The sequence below is a fragment of the Actinomycetospora endophytica genome, assembly GCF_021026375.1.
In the GTDB taxonomy this organism is placed as follows: domain Bacteria; phylum Actinomycetota; class Actinomycetes; order Mycobacteriales; family Pseudonocardiaceae; genus Actinomycetospora; species Actinomycetospora endophytica.
Window position 1 is genome coordinate 211177 of the sequence record NZ_JAJNDB010000005.1, and the last position, 20093, is coordinate 231269.

At 73.2% G+C, this 20093-nt stretch carries 14 protein-coding genes and 1 pseudogene; 4 read left to right on the plus strand and 11 right to left on the minus strand.

All coding sequences use genetic code 11. The annotated features are described in order from the left end of the window. The first annotated feature begins 65 nt into the window (after positions 1–65). Complete coding sequence (locus LQ327_RS21990) at positions 66–1088, plus strand: beta-ketoacyl-ACP synthase 3 (RefSeq protein ID WP_230737904.1); 1023 nt, start codon at positions 66–68, stop codon at positions 1086–1088. Here the strand turns inward: LQ327_RS21990 and LQ327_RS21995 are convergent, their stop codons facing one another. The 3 genes from LQ327_RS21995 to LQ327_RS22005 all read right to left on the minus strand — a co-directional run bounded on the left by LQ327_RS21995 (position 1089) and on the right by LQ327_RS22005 (position 5407). Continuing rightward, the gene (locus LQ327_RS21995; protein WP_230737905.1) at positions 1089–2309 is read right to left on the minus strand and encodes an NAD(P)/FAD-dependent oxidoreductase; all 1221 of its coding nucleotides are present in this window, start codon (positions 2307–2309) and stop codon (positions 1089–1091) included. It abuts the gene before it with no gap. A 90-nt stretch (positions 2310–2399) separates the two neighbouring features. Next, the gene (locus tag LQ327_RS22000; RefSeq protein WP_230737906.1) at positions 2400–3368 is read right to left on the minus strand and encodes an aldo/keto reductase; all 969 of its coding nucleotides are present in this window, start codon (positions 3366–3368) and stop codon (positions 2400–2402) included. A gap of 215 nt (positions 3369–3583) precedes the next feature. Continuing rightward, positions 3584–5407, minus strand: a complete 1824-nt coding sequence (locus LQ327_RS22005) for an NAD(P)/FAD-dependent oxidoreductase (protein WP_230737907.1) — start codon at positions 5405–5407, stop codon at positions 3584–3586. A gap of 189 nt (positions 5408–5596) precedes the next feature. On the opposite strand from LQ327_RS22005, the gene LQ327_RS22010 reads away from it, so the two are divergent. Further along, positions 5597–7408: an MFS transporter gene (locus tag LQ327_RS22010; protein WP_230737908.1), complete on the plus strand. Its 1812-nt coding sequence runs from the start codon at positions 5597–5599 to the stop codon at positions 7406–7408. A gap of 40 nt (positions 7409–7448) precedes the next feature. On the opposite strand, the gene LQ327_RS22015 is transcribed toward LQ327_RS22010, so the two are convergent. After that, positions 7449–8990 (minus strand): multicopper oxidase family protein, encoded by a 1542-nt coding sequence (locus tag LQ327_RS22015; protein ID WP_230737909.1) that lies wholly within the window; start codon positions 8988–8990, stop codon positions 7449–7451. Between the two features lie 25 nt (positions 8991–9015). Further along, entirely contained in the window at positions 9016–9492 is a 477-nt protein-coding gene (locus LQ327_RS22020; protein ID WP_230737910.1) for a DUF6220 domain-containing protein, read from the minus strand. 237 nt (positions 9493–9729) lie between these two features. Here LQ327_RS22020 and LQ327_RS22025 point away from each other — a divergent pair, with 237 nt between their 5' ends. Continuing rightward, positions 9730–10059: a PASTA domain-containing protein gene (locus LQ327_RS22025; RefSeq protein WP_230737911.1), complete on the plus strand. Its 330-nt coding sequence runs from the start codon at positions 9730–9732 to the stop codon at positions 10057–10059. 67 nt (positions 10060–10126) lie between these two features. Here the strand turns inward: LQ327_RS22025 and LQ327_RS22030 are convergent, their stop codons facing one another. The 6 genes and pseudogenes from LQ327_RS22030 to LQ327_RS22055 form a co-directional block, all read right to left on the minus strand. Then, on the minus strand, positions 10127–10432 hold the full coding sequence (locus LQ327_RS22030; protein WP_230737912.1) for a Dabb family protein: 306 nt from the start codon (positions 10430–10432) through the stop codon (positions 10127–10129). A 5-nt stretch (positions 10433–10437) separates the two neighbouring features. After that, positions 10438–11463: a GDP-mannose 4,6-dehydratase gene (locus LQ327_RS22035; protein ID WP_230737913.1), complete on the minus strand. Its 1026-nt coding sequence runs from the start codon at positions 11461–11463 to the stop codon at positions 10438–10440. A 129-nt stretch (positions 11464–11592) separates the two neighbouring features. Next, positions 11593–12613, minus strand: a pseudogene (gene gmd, locus LQ327_RS22040) (GDP-mannose 4,6-dehydratase). Between the two features lie 28 nt (positions 12614–12641). Further along, the gene (locus tag LQ327_RS22045) at positions 12642–14147 is read right to left on the minus strand and encodes a sugar transferase (protein WP_230737914.1); all 1506 of its coding nucleotides are present in this window, start codon (positions 14145–14147) and stop codon (positions 12642–12644) included. Between the two features lie 323 nt (positions 14148–14470). Beyond that, entirely contained in the window at positions 14471–16732 is a 2262-nt protein-coding gene (locus LQ327_RS22050) for a penicillin-binding protein (RefSeq protein WP_230737915.1), read from the minus strand. 142 nt (positions 16733–16874) lie between these two features. After that, entirely contained in the window at positions 16875–18056 is a 1182-nt protein-coding gene (locus tag LQ327_RS22055) for a cytochrome P450 (RefSeq protein ID WP_269070729.1), read from the minus strand. Between the two features lie 396 nt (positions 18057–18452). On the opposite strand from LQ327_RS22055, the gene LQ327_RS22060 reads away from it, so the two are divergent. Beyond that, on the plus strand, positions 18453–20066 hold the full coding sequence (locus LQ327_RS22060) for a zinc ribbon domain-containing protein (RefSeq protein WP_230737917.1): 1614 nt from the start codon (positions 18453–18455) through the stop codon (positions 20064–20066). The last annotated feature ends 27 nt before the right edge of the window (positions 20067–20093 follow it).

Here is a 20093-nt window from a genome sequence, read left to right on the forward strand (position 1 = left end):
CGAGTAACCGCGAAGTCGCGCGACGGTAGGGGTTCCGCCCGTTCCCAGCGCTCGCGAGGCACCCCTTGGGTCATCCCACCGCACCGCATCCCACGGCTCTGGCCGCCGGCCACCCCGCGACGATGCTCGGCCTCGGCGCCTACCGCCCGCGGCGGACCGTCACCAACGACGAGGTGTGCGAGTACCTCGAGGTCGACGCCGACTGGGTGCACGCCCGGTCCGGCATCCGGGCCCGGCGCTTCGCCGAGCCCGACGAGACCGTCGTCGCCATGGCCTCCGCCGCCGCGCGGGACGCGCTCGCCGCGGCCGGGGTCGGCGCCGGGGACGTCGCCGCCACGCTCGTCGCGACGATGTCCTCGGACACCGCGTGCCCGCAGGTCGCGACGCGGGTCGCGCACGAGATCGGCGCGGTCCACGGCCCGGCGATGGATCTCGGGGCGGCCTGTGCGGGGTTCTGCTATGCGCTCGAGCTGGCGGGCGCGATGGTCGGCGCGGGGCACGGCGTCGTGCTGGTGGTCGGCGTGGAGCGGATGACCGACATCGTCGACCGCACCGACCGCTCGACCGCGTTCCTGTTCGGCGACGGGGCCGGCGCGGCCGTCGTCGGGTCCGCCGCGACGCCGGGGATCGGCCCGGTGGCGTGGGGCGCGGACGGCGGGCAGGCCGAGCTGATCGTGCAGTCGCCGTCGTTCATCGAGCACGCCCGCGGCGTCGACGACCGCATGCCCGCGCTGCGCATGCAGGGCCCGGCGGTGTTCCGGTGGGCCACGACGGTGATGCCGCCGCTCGCCCAGCAGGCCCTCGACCAGGCCGGGATGAAGGCCGAGCAGCTCGACGCGTTCGTGCCGCACCAGGCCAACGCGCGGATCACCGACGGACTGGTCCGCGCCCTGGGGCTGCCGGAGCACGTCGCGGTGGCGCGCGACGTCGAGACCACCGGGAACACCTCGGCCGCGTCGGTGCCGCTCGCGATGCACGCGCTGCTCGAGTCCGGTGGCGCCCGACCCGGCGACCACGCGCTGCTGCTCGGCTTCGGCGCGGGACTGACGTTCGCCTCGCAGGTGGTCAGCCTGCCGCCGAGTTCCTGACTACTTGATCTCGCTCAGGGGGATCTCGGGATCGGCGAGGCGCTCGGCGTCGATCACGGCGCCGGACCGGATGAGCCGTTCGATGTCCTCGGTGACGTCCCAGACGTTGACGTTCATCCCCGCCACGAGCCGTCCCTCGCGGAGCCAGAAGGCGATGAACTCGCGCCCGACCAGGTCACCGCGGATCACGAGGTCGACCGGCTCGGACTGGTCGACGTAGCCGGTGTACTCCATGCCGAGGTCGTACTGGTCGGTGTAGAAGTACGGCAGCTGGTCGTAGCCCGGGCCCTCGGCGTCGAGCATCGCCGCGCCGGCCGCGGGGCCGCTGTAGTACGCCGTCGCCCAGTGCTCGACGCGCAGCCGCCGTCCGAGCGCCCGGTACGGGATGTTCGCGACGTCGCCCGCGGCGTGGATGCGCGGGTCGCTGGTGCGCAGCCGCTCGTCGACGACGACGCCGTCGTCCACGTCGAGCCCGGCGCTCACGGCCAGCCCGATGTTCGGTGCCGCGCCGATCGCGACCAGCACGAGGTCGGCCTCGACGACACCGCCGTCCGCGAGGCGGACCCCGGTGGCGGCCCCGTCGTCGCCGACGATCTCGGTGACCTGGACGCCGAACCGCAGGTCCACGCCGTGCTCGCGGTGCAGGCCGGCGAACACCTCGGCGATCTTCGGCCCGAGCGCGGCCAGCAGCGGGGCCTCCGCCGCCTCGAGCACCGTCACCTCGGCGCCGGCGATCCGGGCGGCCGCGGTCACCTCCATCCCGATCCACCCGGCCCCAACGACGGCGACCCGCGCGGCAGCACTGATCGCCGCCCGGAGACTCGCGCTGTCGTCGAGGGTCCGCAGGTGATGCACCCGGTCGAGCTGGGCGCCGGGCACGGGCAGCCGCCGTGGCGACGATCCGGTGGCGAGCAGGAGGCGGTCGTAGGCGACGCGGCGGCCGTCGGCGAGGATCACCTCGGCGGCCGCGCGGTCGATCCCGCTGACCGCGGTGCCGAGCCGGAGCTCGACGTCGTGCTCGCGGTACCAGTCGGCCGGGTGGACCCAGACCGAGCCCTCGTCGGCGGAGCCCTGGAGGTACTCCTTCGACAGCGGCGGCCGGTCGTAGGGCCGGTGGCCCTCGCCGGCGAGCAGCACCACCGGGTCCCGGTAGCCGCCCTCGCGCAGCGCCTCGGCGGCCCTGGCTCCGGCCAGCCCGCCCCCGACGATCACGTGGCCCATGACGTGCCCCCTCTCCCAGGTGCGCTCCGCGCCCGTGAGTACTTGTGGTGGCTATGGCGACCACAAGTACTCACGAGCCGCAGGCACCTCCTAACGATGCCCGGCGATCCCCCGCGGCGCATAGGTCTCGCCGAGCTCGGTCAGCTCGCGCTCGTCGAGCTCGAGGTCGACCGCGGCGACGGCGTCGGTGAGGTGCTCGAGCTTCGTGGCGCCGATGATCGGCGAGTCGACGACGGGGTTGGCCAGGACCCACGCGAGCGCGACCTGCGCCCGGCTGGCCCCGCGCTTGTCGGCGATCTCGGCGACCTTCTCGACGATGTGCCGGTCGGAGTCCTGGTAGAGCGTCTTGCCGAACTCGTCGGTCTCGCCGCGGTTCGTCGTCTCGTCCCAGTCGCGGGTGAGCTTGCCGCGGGCCAGCGGGCTCCACGGGATCGACCCGATGCCCTCGTCGGCGCAGAGCGGGAGCATCTCCCGCTCCTCCTCGCGGTAGAGCAGGTTGTAGTGGTCCTGCATCGTCACGAACCGCGCCCAGCCGTTCGCGTCCTGCAGGTGCAGCGCCTTCGCGAACTGCCAGGCGAACATCGACGACGCCCCGATGTAGCGCGCCTTGCCGGACTTCACGACGTCGTGGAGCGCCTCGAGCGTCTCCTCCAGCGGCGTCTCGTAGTCGAAGCGGTGGATCTGGTACAGGTCGACGTAGTCCATGCCGAGGCGCGACAGCGAGTGGTCGATCCCGGTCATGATCGCCTTGCGCGAGAGCCCGGCGCCGTTGGGTCCGGGACGCATCCGGTTGAAGACCTTGGTGGCGACGACGACCTCGTCGCGGTCCGCCATCTCGTTCAGCCAGCGTCCGGTGATCTCCTCGGAGGTCCCCTGGGAGTAGACATCGGCGGTGTCGAAGAAGTTGATCCCCGCGTCGAGGGCGGCGGAGAAGAAGGGCTTGGCGTCGTCGGCGGGCAGCGCCCACGGCCAGCGGTCGTTCGGCTCGCCGTAGCTCATGGCGCCGAGGCAGATCCGCGAGACGTCCAGGCCGGTCGAGCCGAGCTTCGTGTACTCCATGGGTCCTGCCTACCCCGACGACGGGCGCCCCGCACCCGCCGTCGGGACCCGGTGGACGGAACCCGGCCGTTTCCGAGCGAAGGGCACCTTCGCTCGAACAGATCGAGCGAAGGTGCCCTTCGGTCAGTTCGTGCCGGGCCGCCCGGTTCTGGCGGAGGGTGCCCTTCGCCGGTCCAGCCGACCGAAGGTGCCCTTCGCTCAGAACGAGGCCGCGCCTACTCCGCGTGGTGCGACGCCTGCAGCGCGTACACCGGGGTGTCGATGCCCTCCTGGCGGGCCTTGAGCTGCAGCGCCAGGTAGAGCGAGTAGTGGCGGCTCTGGTGCAGGTTGCCGCCGTGGAACCAGAGGTTCTGCTGCTGGGTGGGCTTCCACATGTTGCGCTGCTCGCCCTCCCACGGGCCGGGGTCCTTCGTGGTGTCCGACCCGAGGCCCCACACCTTCCCGACCCGCTCCGCCATGTCCGACCCGATGATGTCGGCGACCGAAGTGATCATCGAGCGGTACCCGGTCGCGAGGACCACGAGGTCGGCCTCGAGCTCGGTGCCGTCGTCGAGGCGCACCCCGTTCTCGGTGAACTCGGCGACCTGCCCCTTCGCGAGCTTCACCCGGCCGTCCGCCACGAGGTCAGCGGCGCCCACGTCGATGTAGTAGCCCGAGCCGCGGCGCAGGTACTTCATGAACAGGCCGGACTCGTCGTCGCCGAAGTCGAGGTCGAACCCGGCGTCGCGCAGCCGCTGGTAGAAGTCGGCGTCGCGGACCTGGGCCTCGTCGTAGGCGGGCTTCTGGAACCCGGCCATGATCCGGTAGGGCAGCGAGGCGAACGTCAGGTCGGCGGTGCGCGTGGTGACGCCGGCCTTCACCGCCTCCTCCGAGTACAGCCCGCCGAGCGCGAGCTCCATCAGCGAGTCCGACTTGATGATGTGCGTCGAGGAGCGCTGCACCATCGTGACGTCGGCGCCCGCCTCCCAGGCCGCCCCGCAGATGTCGAACGCGGAGTTGTTGGACCCGACGACGACGATCTTCTTGCCCTCGTAGCCCTGGGGCCCGGCGTGCTCGGACGAGTGCTGGACGACGCCGCGGAAGCGGTCCATCCCGGGGAACTCGACCTTGTTCGGCTTGCCGGAGACCCCCATCGCGAAGACCACCTGACGCGGGCGGAGCACGACCTCCTCGGGGCCGTTCCCGCGGTCGCGCTGCACCGTCACGGTCCAGCGGCCCTCGGCCTCGTCGAACTCCGCCGACTCCGCCGTCGTCGAACCCCAGTAGTTGATCTCCATGACGCGCGCGTACATCTCGAGCCAGTCGGCGATCTTGTCCTTGGGGGCGAACACCGGCCAGTTGTCCGGGAACGGGATGTAGGGCAGGTGGTCGTACCAGACCGGGTCGTGCAGGGCGAGGCTCTTGTAGCGCTTGCGCCAGGAGTCGCCGGGGCGCTCGTTCTTCTCGACGACGATGGCCTCGACGCCCAGCTGTCGCAGCCGCGCCGAGAGCGCGATGCCGCCCTGCCCGCCGCCGATGATGACGACCTCGGGCTGGCGGGAGTACCCGAGCTCCTCGGCCTCGCGCTCCCGTCCTTCCTTCCACGTCTCGCGGTCGGGGTTCGCGCCGTGCTCGGTGCCGAACGGCCGGTTCTCGCGCTGGTTCTCCTCGTGGCCCTTGAGCTCGTCGAGGGTGGTGAGCAGCGTCCACGCCTTGCCGTCGACGAGCCGGACGTGGCCGGTCCCCCGGCCCACCGCGGTCTCGAAGGTCAGCCAGGCGTCGTCCACGCCGTCGGCGCTGGTGGCCTCGCCGCTGACGGCGAAGTTCGTCGGGTCGACGTTGTCGAGCACCGTGGTCAGCAGGTCGGCGACCTGGTCGGTGCCCTCGACGGTCTTGAGGTTCCAGGTGAACGCGACCAGGTCGCGCCAGTAGCACTCGCTCGCGAAGAGCGAGACCGCGCGATCGACGTCCCGCGCGGTCAGGGCGTCCTGGAACGCCGACACCCACGACGCGACGCGATCACCCACGTCGCTCCCGGGACGGTCCAGGGTCTGGGTCACGGCGCACCTCTTTCTCCTCGTGCGGGGCCCGGGAACGGGCCCCGTGTGAACCGGTGACCACCGTCACGCGCGCGGGCGTGTGCGGCAAGGGTTGCAGCGGTGTTGCGGCGGGCCCGGCTATTCCCGGAGCCCGGGCGGGATGGATCACACTGGACGTGGAGTGCACTTCAGGTCGTAGCGTTCGGTGCCGTGAGCCAATCCCAGGCCGAGTCCCCCGTCGCTTCGCTCGCCCGCGCGCGTTGGTGGATCCTCGCCGTCATCGGTGTGGCCCAGCTGATGGTCATCCTCGACAACTCCATCGTGAACATCGCGCTGCCCTCCGCGCAGGCGGACCTCGGGTTCTCCGACGCGCAGCGGCAGTGGGTGGTCACGGCCTACGCCCTGGCGTTCGGCAGCCTGCTGCTGCTCGGCGGGCGGCTCTCCGACCTGTTCGGACGCAAGGCCGCCTTCGTCGTCGGGCTCGTCGGGTTCGCCGCGGCCTCCGTGCTGGGCGGGCTCGCGCCCGGGTTCGGGCTGCTCGTCGGAGCCCGCGCGCTGCAGGGGGCGTTCGGCGCCGTGCTCGCGCCCGCCGCGCTGTCGCTGCTGACGACGACGTTCCCCGCCGGACGCGATCGCGCCCGCGCGTTCGGCGTGTTCTCCGCGCTCGCCGGGTCGGGCGCGGCGATCGGGCTGCTGCTCGGCGGCACGCTCACCGAGTACTTCGACTGGCGCTGGTGCATGTACGTCAACGTCGTCTTCGCGGTCGTCGCGCTCGTGGGCGCGCTGATCCTGCTGCCGGCGCACCCGTCCGAGAACCGCCCGCGCCTCGACATCTGGGGCACCCTCACCGCGTCCGGCGGCCTGTTCTGCATCGTCTTCGGGTTCGCGACGGCGGAGACCGACGGCTGGACGTCCGGCGTCGTCTACGCCTTCCTCGCCGGCGGCGTCGTCCTGCTCACGGCATTCGTCGTGATCCAACGCCTGGTCTCGGCGCCGCTCTTGCCGCTGCGGGTGCTGCTCGACCGCCACCGCGGCGGCTCCTACCTGACGATCCTCGTGCTCACCACCGGCATGTTCGGCGTGACGCTCTTCCTCGCCTACGTGCTGCAGGAGTACCTCGGGCTCTCGCCGGTGCTGACCGGGGTCGCGATGCTGCCGATGGTCGCCTCGATCATGTCGGTCTCGACGACGATGCCCGCGCTGCTGCTCCCGCGGATCGGCCCCAAGCCGCTGATCTTCGTGGGCCTGCTCCTCGGGGCGGGTGCGCTGTTCTGGTTCTCGTTCCTGACCCCGGAGTCGACCTACGCGGGCAGCGTCCTCGGCCCGCTGATCCTCATGGGGCTCGGCATGGGCACCGCGATGTCGACCTCGATCAACACCGCCACGCTCGGCGTCGACCGCGCCGACGCGGGCGTGGCGTCGGCGACGGTGAACACGATGCAGCAGGTCGGCGGGTCGGTCGGGACCGCGCTGCTGTCCTCGATCGCGGGCACGGCCACCGCGGCCGCGCTCGCCGTCGCGGGGACCTCGCCGCGCACCGCCGCCATCGCCGGCTACGACCAGGCGTTCACCGTCGCCGCGATCATCTTCGTGGTCGGCGCGGTCGTCTGTGCCTCGATCGTCCCCGCGGGTCGTCCGCACGCCGTCCCGGTCACCGAGAGCACGTCCGGGCCGGCGACCCAGGAGCTGTCCCGCGCCGCCGAGGACTCCTGGGGCGAGCCGGGCACCGTGACCCCGGTGGCCCGCCCGGTGGAGGGCGGCCTGGTCGGGCGGGTCCTCGACGGGAACGACGCCGGGTCCGCGACCGCCGCCGCGACGGTGACGTTGATCGACGCCACCGACGGTGCCCAGGTCGGGCGGGCCCGGACCGCCGAGGACGGCTCGTACGCGCTCGCGGTGCCGCGGCCCGGCGACTACCTGCTCGTGTGCTCCGCGCCGGGGCGTCGGCCGGTCGCCGAGCGGGTGCGCGTCGCGGCGGTGGACCTCGCGATCTCCCGTGACCTCTGGACGCCGGCCGGCTGACCTCGCTCGCCGGCCACTCACCGGCCGCCGCTGAAAAGGCCTACTCCGGATCGTTCGGCGTGTCCGCCCCCGCCCGGTACGGCGTCGTCACGCCCTCGTACATGAGGTGCGCGACGAGCCCCTGGGCCGGGTGGGCGAGGTTGTGGCAGTGGTCCATCCAGATGCCCGGGTTGTCGGCGACGAACGCGATGTCGAACGTCGTGCCGTCCGGGACGTCGAGCGAGTCCATCCACCACGGGCTGCCGGTCGCGGGCACGCCGTTGCGCGCGAGGACCACCGCGTGGTGGCCGTGCAGGTGCATCGGGTGGACCTCGCCGGAGGTGTTGCTGATGCGCATCCGCACCACGTCGCCCTCGCGGACCATGAACATCGGGACGTCCGGGTACATGCCGCCGTTGATCGTCCAGTAGAGCCCCGGAACCCCGTTGACGAAGCCCGGCCGCCGACCGATGGCGTAGTCGAAGACGCGCGCCGGGGTGGCCGGGTCGAAGCCGAGGGTGGCGCGGTCGAGCGGGGTCGGTGTCCCGTAGCCGAGCAGGTCGACCACCGTGGACGGAGCGGGAGCGGCCGGCGCCGTCGGGCTCCCGACGACGACCGCCGACCCACCGAGCTCGATCCGCGCCGGCGCGGTCACCTCGAGGTCGGCGCGCCCACCGGCCGTCACCTGCGTCGCGGCCCCGATCACCGGGGTCGGCCCGCGGACGTCGGTGCCGTCGACGGCGAGCACCCGGTACGGCGCCGACGACCAGGCACGCATCGGGCCGCTGTCGGTGTTGGTCACCCGCACCCGCACGACGCTGCCCGGTGCGGCCGGGACGGCGAGGTCGCCGCCGACGCCGTCGACCGTGCGCCGGCCGTCGTAGAGGTGCACCAGCGCGGTGACGTCGGTCGGGGACGGCGCGGCCGACGTGCCGCGCGGCACGACCACGAGCGGACCGAAGAGCCCGCCGCGCACCTGCTCGTCGGCGACCTGGTGCGAGTGGTACCAGAAGCTGCCCACCTGATCGACGCGGAAGCGGTAGACGAACTGGCCGCCGGGCAGCACCGCGTCCTGGGTGACGCCCGCGACGCCGTCGTCGCCGTTGGGTACATCGAGCCCGTGCCAGTGCAGGGTCACCCCGCGCGGGACGTCGGCGTTGACCAGCCGGACCCGGATCGTCTGCCCCTGGACCGCGCGGATCTCCGGTCCCGGGGTGACGCCGTTGAGGGTGTACCCGGTGACGACCTGTCCGCCCGCGAGCCGCACCGTCTGCGCGCGGGCCACGAGGGTCACGTCGACGTCCGCCGGGCCGTCGGGCAGGCGCAGCGAGTCGACCGACCGCCCGCCCATCCCGGACATCGACCCGTGGTCGGCCATGACCGGCGTCCCGCCGCCGTCGTCGGGATAGCCCATGTCCGTGACGGACCAGGTGCCCGCGGGCAGGCTCGCGGCCCAGAACCAGGCGATCGGGGCGAGCACGACGACCGCGGCGACGACGGCGGCGAGGGTCCGCCACCGCCGACGCCGGGTCCGCACCGGGGCGGGAGGGGGTGCGAGCGGCGGCAGCCCGCCCGAGGGCCGGGCGCCGTCCGTTCCCAGCACGACCGTCCTCCCGCCCCGCCTCTGCTCAGACCTGGGCGGCGTGGGCGCCGGTCGAGGCGTCGGTGCTCGTCTCGACCGACACCGGACCGGAGGCCTTGCGCGCCGCGATCAGGGCGACGACGAGCAGCACCAGCGCGACGGCGCCGTGGAGCATGCCGAGCGCGGGGAGCGTGTGCGAGAAGATCCCCAGCGCGACCTGGACGATCACCGTCACGAGCGCGGCGCCCGCCCACGCGACGGCACGCGGGAAGCGGGCGAAGAACGACACGATGAACAGCACGAGCGCGATCGCCGGGACGATGATCTGGCCGTTGAGGCCGTGGACCATGAAGCCGGTGACGCCGTCGAAGACGATCGCGTCGCTCTCCAGGCCCGCCTTGTCGAGCACCCCGCCGTTCTCGATCCACGTCGAGAGGCCGAAGACGGCCCAGGCGATCGCCGCGGCCTGCACCACGACCTCGAGAGCGAGCAGATAGGCCAGAACACGATAGGTGGCGCGCATCGGGACTCCCCCAGGATCTCACGTGCTGTGGTGGTCACGCGGCCGCCAGGGATCCGCTGGCCCAGTACCGTCGGGGGCCGTCCGCGCGTGGGGTTACTCTAAGTCCACAATGTGGCCCAAGTCCTAAGACATTCGGGTGATACGTCCAGAATCGGGAACTACTCGCGATCAGTGAGATACGCCGCGTGACGGAGCCACTGGCCACGAGCCGGGGCACGTATCGGTACGGTCGGGGCCATGGCCGACAGCCTCACCGACACGACCTCCGTCCCGGAACTCGTCGGGCTCGCCGCGGCCGACGCCCACGATGCGGCGCTCGATGCGCGTCTCCTGGCCGTCCCGCAGAACGCGGCGCACACCGGGGCGGGGCGCAGCACCGTGACCAACCAGCGCCCACGCGCCGGGGCGTCCGCGAGCCCGGGCGACACCATCTCGATCTGGGTGGACGACCCGGCCGCCGGACCATCGTCCGACGAGGGCCCCGACGACGAGGGCCCCGGCGGCGGGGGCGGCGGCTCGCGGCTCCCCGACGGGCCGAAGCCGACCCCGACGGCCGGCGCCGCCTAGGTAGCCTCCGGCCATGTGAGCACTTGTGGTCGCCATAGCGACCACAAGTGCTCACATGCGCTACGCGCTAATGCGCGAACTGCACCGCCGAGCGCACCGCGATGTGCGGCGCGATGTGCTCGCTGATGATCGCCCGGTGCTCCGGGTGGTCCCGGTAGCGCTCGTAGGCCGGCTGGTCGACGAAGGTCCCCGAGACGGCGAACTCCGCGTTGCCCGCCGCCAGGCCCAGGTCGGTGCCCGCGTACCACGCGGTGAGCCCGTCGAGCCCCTCGCCGCGGTCGATCCAGTCCTGCAGTCGGGAGCGGAGGTTCTCGACGGTCTCCGGCGTGGTCCCGTCGACCCAGGTGAACATGACGACGTGCGTGACGGCCATGGTCGTCATCCTGCCAGCGACGTCAGCCCCGACACCGGCCCCTCGAGCGCGGACAGCTCGGCGTCGACCATGATCCGCGCCAGCTCCGGGACGAACGTCCGGGGCCGCCAGCCGAGCTCGCGCGCGGCCTTCGACGGGTCACCCACCAGCCGGTCCACCTCGGCCGGGCGCACCAGGCGCTCGTCGAACCGGACGTGGCGGGTCCAGTCGAGCCCGACGTGGGCGAAGCACAGCCGGGCGAAGTCCTCGACGGTGTAGGCGGTGCCGGTGGCGAGGACGAGGTCGGCGGGCTCGTCGGCCTGCAGCATCGCCCACATGCCCTCGACGTACTCGGGCGCGAAGCCCCAGTCGCGGACCGCGTCGAGGTTGCCCAGCGTCACGGTGCGACGCTGCCCCAGCGCGACGCCCGCGGCCGCCCGCGCGATCCGCCGGGTCACGAAGGTCCCTGCGCGCCGCGGCGACTCGTGGTTGAACAGGATGCCGTTGACCGCGTGCGTCCCGTACACCTCGCGGGCCGCCCGGGTCGCCCAGTACCCGGTGACCTTCGCGAGGGCGTGGGGCGAGCGCGGGTGGAACGGGCTGTCCTCGTGCTGCGGCGGCGCGGTGGGGCCGAACATCTGCGCCGACGCGGCGTGGAACACCCGGACGTCCAGGTCGATCATCCGGACCGCCTCGAGCAGCCGGATCGTGCCGAGGCCGGTGGCGTCGGCCGTCGCCTCGGGCTGGGTGAACGACGCGGCGACGTCCGACTGGCCGCCCAGGTGGTAGATCTCGTCGGGCGCCAGCGTCGAGAGCAGCGAGACCAGCCGCGACGAGTCCGTCAGGTCGCCCTCGTGCAGCACCAGGCCCGGCCGGCCCTCGTCCGGGTCGGCCAGCAGGTGGTCGATCCGCGCAGTGGCACCCGAGGACACGCGGCGGGTCAGGCCGTGCACCTCGTAGCCCTTCGCGACCAGCAGTTCCGCGAGGTAGGACCCGTCCTGGCCGGTGATCCCGGTGATGACGGCGGTCCTGGGGTGCAGGGGTGAGCTCACGGCGGTTCCTCTCTGGCGGTCGGGCCGGGCGTGCCAGGGGTGGGTGCGGGACTCCTGGCACCTCTCGCGGGACGGCGGCCGCCGGGCCTCGTGTCGCCGCGACCCCGGGATTCACCCGATACGGGGTCCTCAGACGCCGGCGGCGGGCACGGGGCGCGACGGACGCACCGTCCGGGCGGTGTGCTCGGCGAGGTCGGCGTCGACCATGATCGTCGCAAGCTGCTCGGGCATCGTGCGGGCCTCCCACCCCAGCGCCGCGCGCGCCTTGGAGGCGTCGCCGATCAGCGCGTCGACCTCGGTGGGGCGCAGGTAGGACTCGTCGAACCGGACATGCCCGCCGCCAGTCGAGATTCACGTGGCCGAAGCAGTACTCGACCCACTGCGCGACGCTGGTCGCGGTCCCCGTCGCGAGCACGTAGTCGTCGGCACGGTCGGCCTGCAGCATCCGCCACATCCCTTCGACGTACTCCGGCGCGTACCCCCAGTCACGGACCGCGTCGAGGTTGCCGAGGTGGACGTACTGCTCGAGGCCGAGCGCGATCCGGGCGGCGGCGCGGGCGATCTTGCGGGTCACGAAGGTCTCGCCGCGCCGGGGCGACTCATGGTTGAACAGGATCCCGTTCACCGCGAACAGGCCGTGCGCCTCGCGGTAGTTCCGCGCCATCCAGTACCCGTAGACCTTCGCCGCCCCGTACGGCGAACGCGGGTAGAACGGGGTCACCTCGGACTGCGGCGGCGGGGTCGCGCCGAACATCTCCGAGCTCGAGGCCTGGTAGTAGCGGGTGTCGATCCCCACCATCCGGATCGCCTCGAGCAGCCGCGCGGTCCCCAGCCCCGTCGTGTTCCCGGTGAACTCCGGCTCGTCGAAGCTCACGCGCACGTGCGACTGCGCCGCCAGGTGATACACCTCGTCCGGGCGCACCTTCTCGATCAACGTCACCAGCCGCGACGAGTCCGTCAGGTCGCCGTAGTGCAGCACCAGGCGCTGGTCGGGCTCGTGCGGGTCCTGGTAGAGGTGCTCGATCCGGCCGGTGGTGAAGGTCGACGAGCGCCGCACGATGCCGTGCACCTCGTACCCCTTCCCCAGCAGCAGCTCGGCGAGGTAGGAGCCGTCCTGACCGGTGATGCCGGTGACGAGGGCGCGCTTCATGGCGGGGTCTCCTGTTCGGGGATGCGGGTCAGTACGCGCCGCGGCCGGTGACGACGGCGGCGACGGTGCGGGCGAGGATGTGGAGATCGAGACCCGGCGACCAGTTCTCGACGTAGCGCAGGTCGAGCCGCACGGTCTCCTCCCACGAGAGGTCGGAGCGCCCGGACACCTGCCAGAGCCCGGTCATCCCGGGGCGGACGAGGAGCCAACGGCGGGCGTCGTCGGCGTACTGCGCGACCTCCGCCGGCAGCGGCGGCCGGGGCCCGACCAGCGACATCGACCCGGCGACGACGTTGAACAGCTGCGGCAGCTCGTCCAGCGAGGTGCGCCGCAGCAGCGCGCCGACCCGGGTGACCCGGGGGTCGCGGCGCATCTTGAACAGCGGTCCGCTGCCCTCGTCGACCGCGACCAGGTGGGCGCGGCGATCCTCGGCGTCGACCACCATCGAACGGAACTTGACCATCGCGAACGTGGACCCGTCCCGTCCGACGCGCTCCTGGCGGAAGAAGACGGGTCCGCGGTCGTCGAGGACGATCGCGGCGGCGAGCACGAGCAGGGCGGGGGCGAGCACGACGAGGGCCGCGGCCGCCGCCACGCGGTCGACGACCGACTTCCAGACCCAGCCCGCGCCGCGGAACGTGGGCTGGGTCAGCCGGATCATCGGGAGGCCGTCGACCGGCGCCATGTGCAGCCGCGGTCCGGCGATCTCCATGAGGCCGGGGTCGACGACGAGGTCGAGGTCGCTGCCCTCGAGGGCCCAGGCCAGCTCGTGCAGGCGCCGTCCGGTCCATCCGGGGGCCCCGCCGACGGCGACCACCTCGACCCCGGCCCACCGGGCCCGGTCCGCGGCCGCGTCGAGGTCCCCGACGACCGGCACGCCCGCGCACTCACCGCGCCCGGCCGGGGTGCACGCCGCGACGACGACCCAGCCGTGCTCGGGCGCCCGGCGGGTGCGCCGGACGAGGTCGGCGACCGACTCGGGCGAGCCGACGGCGAGGACGGTGGCCAGGCCGATCCCGCGGCGGCGCCGGCGGTGGCGCACGACGCGCGCGGCCCCGCGGCCGGCCAGCACCGCGACCACGGCCACCGGGAGCACCACCAGCGTGACCAGCTGGAGCCGGTAGTCGCGCAGCGCGACCTCGGTCAGCGCGAGGACGAGCAGCGCCCCGGTCCCGGCGTGGACCACGCGGGCGTACTCCAGCCCGCCCGAGGAGACGACCGCCGGAGCCCAGCAGCGTCCGAGCGCGAGCGCGGCGCCGAGCAGCAGGACCAGCGCGACGACGAGGCCCGCGGCGTCGAGCGGGTGGGCGGCGCCGAACCACGGGAGGGTCGCGGCGCCGACGACGCCGACCGCGGTGACGATCGCGAGGTCGGTGGCCATCGCGACGCGTGACCAGGTCCGGCGGGTCGACAGGTCGGGCTGATCGGGTGCCGCTCCGGGGCGTGGCGCCACCAGGACCGCGTGGTCGTCGACGCGCTCCAGGGCCCGTGCCGCCGAGGCGCTCCGGGGCGGGGTGGGCCGGATGCTCGTCACCGGTCGTCACCTCGACTCTCCTGATCGGGGCGCGCCGGTCGGCGCGCTCACGGTCAGGCATCGATCAACGCCGCGTGATTGCTACTCCGTTCGGACCAGTTTCGAGGCTCCAACAGGCGATGAACGCTCACGATGCGTCGTCGCTCGATCACGTCGGACCCGCCCGGGACGACGGCGGCCTTCCCGACTGTCGGGGGCCCCTCCCGTGTCGCCGAGCAGGAAATTCTCACTCGTCCGGGTGAGTCCCCGACGGCGATGTCCGCTGTCGGCGCGGAGGAGCGGCGCGGCCGAGATCACACTCGTCCGAGTGATCGTTTCCGGCCTCAGCCGGAGGGAGCGGCGGGTGGCGCCGCGACCTTCCCGGTGGACGTCACCAGCGAGATCGTCTGCCCCTGGATCGCCTGTCCGCTCCCACCGGCCGGGGTCTGCCCGACCACCGTGCCCGCGGGCGCACGACTGTCGACCGACGACGTCGTCACCACGAACCCGGCGTCGCGCAGGGCCGAGGTGGCCTGGTCGATCGGCTGGCCGATCTCCTGCGGGACCGAGAGACGGTTGCCGCCCGTGACGTACCGGGGGTCGGTCGCCGGCAGCGGGAGCACCGGTTGGCCGCCGAGGATCTGGGTCATCGCCTGGTAGTAGGTCTGCGCCGGGGTGTTCCCACCGAACAGGTTGCCGGTGGAGCAACTGGTGGGCGGCGAGCCGTTGCAGATCGGGCGCGGGTTCGACGAGTCGTCGAAGACGATGGACGCGCCGGACTGCTGTGGTGTCGCCGCCACGAAGGCGCCGGACTCCGACGTCTGGGTGGTACCGGTCTTCGCCGCCGTCGGGCGGTTCCAGCCCGCGGCCGTCGCCGCCGCCGCGGACGTGCCGCCGGGCTGGTCGTCCTTGGACATCCCGGTCATCAGGGTGTCGGCGAGCGGGCCGGGCACCGCCTGGTGGCACGCCGTGGACGGGATCGTCACCGGGGAACCGGTCGCGTCGGTGACGGAGGTGATCGGGTTCGGCGGGCACCAGGTGCCGTGGGAGGCCAGCGTGGCGCCGACGTTCGCGAGCTCCAACGGGCTGGTGGGCGCGACGCCGAGCGTGAACGACGCCTGGTTCTGCGCCTTCACCGTGTCGGCGATCGACGGGCCACCCGGTGACGTCGGCTTCGTCAGCGACGTCATGCCCATCTTCACGGCCATGTCGACGACCGGGGCGATGCCGGTGGTCTCCTCGAGCTTGACGAACGCGGTGTTCGGTGACTGCGCGAGCGCGTCCTGCAGGCTGAGCTGCCCCGGGTAGTTGCCGTCGTTGGCGACGACGAAGCCGGGGGTCAGCGGCGACGCGTAACCGCTCGGCGGCACCGGGATGATGTTGGAGATCCCGCCGCCGCCCATGAGGTACGTGGCCGACGTGAAGATCTTGTACGTCGACCCGGCGCCGAGATTCTCCGGCTGGACGGGCAGGTCGTAGGTGGTCTGGCCCTGCGAGGCGTCGAGCCCGTAGCCGCGGTTGGCGACGAGTGCCGTGACCGGGTGCGACGTCGCACCCGGGGTGACGACGGCGAGGGTGTCGGCGACGTGGGGCTGGGTGGGCGGCACCTGGGCGTCCACCGCCTGCTTGGCCGACGTCATCGCCGCCCGGTTCATCGTCGTCTTCACGGTGTAGCCACCGGAGCGCAGCTGCTCGGGGGTGATCCCGGCCTGGTCGAGGTAGTCGAGCACGTAGCTGCAGAAGAACCCGGCGTCGCCGGCGCCGACGCAGCCGTTGGAGAGCCCGTGCAGCGGCGCCTGCACCCCGAGCGGCGCGGCCTGCGCCTCCGCCGCCTGCTGGGGGCTGATCTCGCCCTGCTGGCGCATCTGGTCGATGACGACGTTGCGCCGCCCCGTCGCGGCCTGCGGGTGGTTCACCGGGTCGTACGCCGACGGGCTCTGAACCATCCCGGCGAGCATGGCGGCCTGCGGGACGGTGAGCCGGTCCGGCGTGGTGTTGAAGTACGTCCGGGCGGCCGCGGCGACGCCGAACGACTGATTCCCCAGGTAGACGACGTTCAGGTATCGGGTGAGGATCTCGTCCTTGGACAGCGAGTGGTCCAGCTGCTCGGCCACCCGCGCCTCGCGCAGCTTGCGGCCGAGCGTGGCCTCGGTGGCCTTGAGCTGCTCGGCCGGGGTCTTCGCGGCGACGTACTCGTCGTAGTTCTTGACGTACTGCTCGGTGAGCGTCGATGCACCCTGGGTCGAACCGCCGGACCCGTTGTTGAGGACCGCGCGCACGATACTGCGCGGGTCCAGTCCGGATTCGGAGAAGAAACGGCGATCCTCGATGGCGACGATCGCCGCCTTCATCGTCACGGCGATCTGGTCGGAACGGACGATCTGACGATTCTGGTCATACAGGTACGCGAGCGGCGCACCGGAATCGTCGGTCACCGTCGTGATGGACGGCATGTCGCCACCCAGGACGCCCGGAGTGGAGTCCTGCGCCCCTTCGACGGCCTGGTTGGAGAGGAGCCCGATGCCCCCGACCAGCGGGAACGCGATCCCGGCGACCAGAATCCCCGCGAGCACCGTCACGGCCAGCAGCCGCACCTTCGCCGTCATCGACCCCAGACCCGATCATTTCGGACATTTCCCCGCCACAACGCGAACCGATCGCGTCATCACAGTGTCCCCGTCGACCCGGCAAACACTCGTGAGGGGCCGGTGCCGCATACCTCACGACAACCCGGAAGGGCGCCGCACGTCACCACGCCACGGGCAGCTCGTGGACACCGTAGACGACCATCGTGTCGCGGAACGGGATGTCCTCGACGGGCGCGGCGACACGCAGGTCCGGGAACCGGCGCAGCAGGGCCGGGTAGGCGACCTGCAGCTCGGCGCGGGCGAGCTGCTGACCCAGGCACTGGTGCACGCCGTGGCCGAACGCGACGTGGTGGTTCGGGGTGCGCTCGACGTCGAGCTCGTCCGGGGCCGGGAACGCCTCCGGGTCCCGGTTGGCGATCTCGCCCGCGGCGATGACCCCCTCCCCCGCGCGGATCAGCACGCCGCCGAGCTCGACGTCCTCGGTCGCGACCCGCCGCCGGCCGAGGTGCACGACCGTCAGCAGCCGCAGCAGCTCCTCGACGGCCCCGGAGACCGACTCGCCCGAGCGCACCCGCGCGGCGTGCTCCGGATCGCGCAGCAGGGTCAGCGTGCCGAGGGCGATCATGTTGGCGGTGGTCTCGTGGCCGGCGATGAGCAGCAGCAGGCCCATCGCCCCGGCCTGCTCGCGGGTGATCTCGCCGGTGACGACGTGGCGCGCGGCCAGCCGACCGAGCAGGTCGTCGACCTCCTCGCCCGCCCGCGCCCGCTCCTCGCGGTGCGCCACGAGCCCCTCGAGGTAGCCCTTGAGCTCGTCGGACGCGGTGAGCGTCTCCTCCACCGTCGAGCGCGTGTCGATGATCGTGTGCGAGTGGGACTGGAAGAACCCGTGGTCGGCGTAGGGAACCCCGAGCATCCGGCAGATCACCAGCGACGGGAGCGGCAACGCGAAGGCCTCGACGAGATCGGCCGGCTGCGGACCCGCGGCCATCGCCTCGAGGAGCTCGTCGACCGCCTCCTCGATCATCGGGCGCAGGTTCTTCACGGCCCGGACGCTGAACTCGGTGATCAACATGCGCCGGAAGAACGCGTGGTCCGGGTCGTCCATCGAGATGAACGACGGCGAGTCCTTGCGACGAGCCAGCTGCCCGGGTGACGACGGCGGGTAGCCGGGCTTCGTCGTGTCCGCGGAGAACCGCTGGTCGGCGAGCACGGTGCGGACGTCGGCGTGCCGCGTGACGAGCCAGGGATGGCTGCCGTCCCAGAGCGAGACCCGCCGTACCGGGTCCTCGGCCTGGATCTCGGTCAGCTCCGGCGGCGGGCTGAAGGGGCACTGCCGCGCCATCGGGTACTGCGGGTCCTGCGCCGGGTCCTGCGCTGCCTCGGTGTCCAGCGTGGCCGTCACAGCCGCCACCTCCGTCGTCGCCGGTTCGTTGCTGAGGCTAACGATATACCGGACAGCGGGGCGGGACCGGATGATCTTCATGTCATCGCCGAGGAGACGCCCATACACGCGGACAGGCAGGAGCCAGGTGCATGAGCGTCCTCTCGGCGAGGCGGCATCAGCGCGTGGAGCGGTCGGACATCTCGCCGGAGGCCGCGGCTCTCACCCGCCGTCGTCGCCCGGACGGCCGTACCGCCCGCCGACCTCCCCCGTTCGTGCACCTCGACGCCGGTCCGGCGACTGCGTGAGATCGGGTCGTCGCCCGCGGGGACGGCGGCACGACGGGGGTGGGCTGCGGTGGCGGCTGGACAGTGCTCGCGCTGCGGAGTGGCGCGGACCGACGGGTGGGCGTTCTGCCGGGCGTGCGGCGCGGTGGGCGTCCCCGCTCCGCGGGCGGCCGGCGACGACGAGGCGGCCGACCGGGCAGGCGAGGCGGTGCCGGCGGGTCGGGGGACGACGACGGCGTCCGTGCCCGGCGCGGCAGGTCCGAAGGGCGTTCGGCGGGCCGCTCCGGGATCGGGCGCCCACGGCACGTCCGGCCGCGCGCCCGTCGCCGGTACCGGCCCCGCTCCACCTCCCCCGACCCGGGTGCGCGTCCACCTTCGCGAGGACCCGCCGCGTCGGAGCATCCCGGCCGCCGGCCCGGCCCGGCTGGCCGGGACGTTGACCGGGACCGCCCGGGACTGGCTCGCCGCCCTGACCGCGGCCGCCGCGACCCTCGCCGTCCTCGCCGTGCCCGGGGCGCTGCTCGCGGTGGTCGCGGGCACCGAGTCGCCGGCCGTGTCACCGCTGGTGCTCCTCCCGGTCGCGATCGCGCTCGGGGTCGGCGGGTCGGTGTCGGTCCAGCTCGACCTCGGGACGCTCGGCGGGCTCGACTCCGTCGTCGCCGGGACGCCGTTGCTGGTGACGGCGGTCGCCGTCGCCACCGGCGCGTCGCTCGTCATCGCCGACACGCGGCCCGCCCCGCAGATGCCGGCCCAGGCCGCACGCACCGTCGTGCTGTTCCTCGCCGGCCTGACGGCGATCGCGCTCGCCGGGAGAGCCGCCACGACGGGCGGGACGATCACGGTCGCCGTCCTGCCGACCCTGCTCGGCGGCGCGCTGTGGTTCACCGGGGCGCTCGTCCTGGTGGCCGCGTGGCGCCGCCCGGACGTCCTGTCACCGGCATGCCGTCGGGTGCGCGACCTGCTGGCCGGTCCGGCGGCCGGGGTGGGCGCCGTGCTGGGCTCGTGCTGGCTCGGCGGGCTGGCGCTGCTGGTCAGCGGGGTGCTCGCGCGGGCGGCCGGCGGGACGCCCGTCCAGCCGACGCGCTGGGTCCCGGCGGGTGTGTCCGACGCCGCGACCGCCTCCGGGCCGTCCACCGCGGGCGTTCTGGCGGTGGTCGCCGTCGCGGTGCTCGCGCCCACGGCGGTGCTCGGGGCGTTCGCGTTCTGTCTCGGGATACCGGTGACCGGACGCGGACCGACCGGCGAGAACACCGTCGGCCTGGTGCACCTGCTCGGTCAGGGGCCGTCGTGGTGGCTCGCGCCGCTGGTGGGTGCGGTCGTCTGCGTCCTCGGCGGGATGGTGGCCGCCCTGCACGCCTCCTCGGCCGAGGAGGCGCTCCGGCGGGGGTGGGCCCTCGGACCGGCGCTGGCCGTGGCGCTCGCCCTGGTCACCGTCGTGACGTCACTGTCCGCGGGGCCCCTGGGGCTCGGACTGGACGTCCTGCCCGCCGTCGTGCTCGGACTCGGCTGGGGCGCCCTGGGAGGCCTGCTCGGTGCCGTGGTCGCGCCCGGGCTGCCGGCCGCGCTGCGCCGCGGGCGGCTGGGTGACTCCGCGACGGGACAGGTGGTCGGGGTGCTCGTCGTCGTGGGGTTCCTCGGGGCCGCCCTCGTCATCGGGCTCGCCGCGGCGGCACGCGCGGGGTAGGGGTTGCTCGCCCGAGCGGGTGACTCT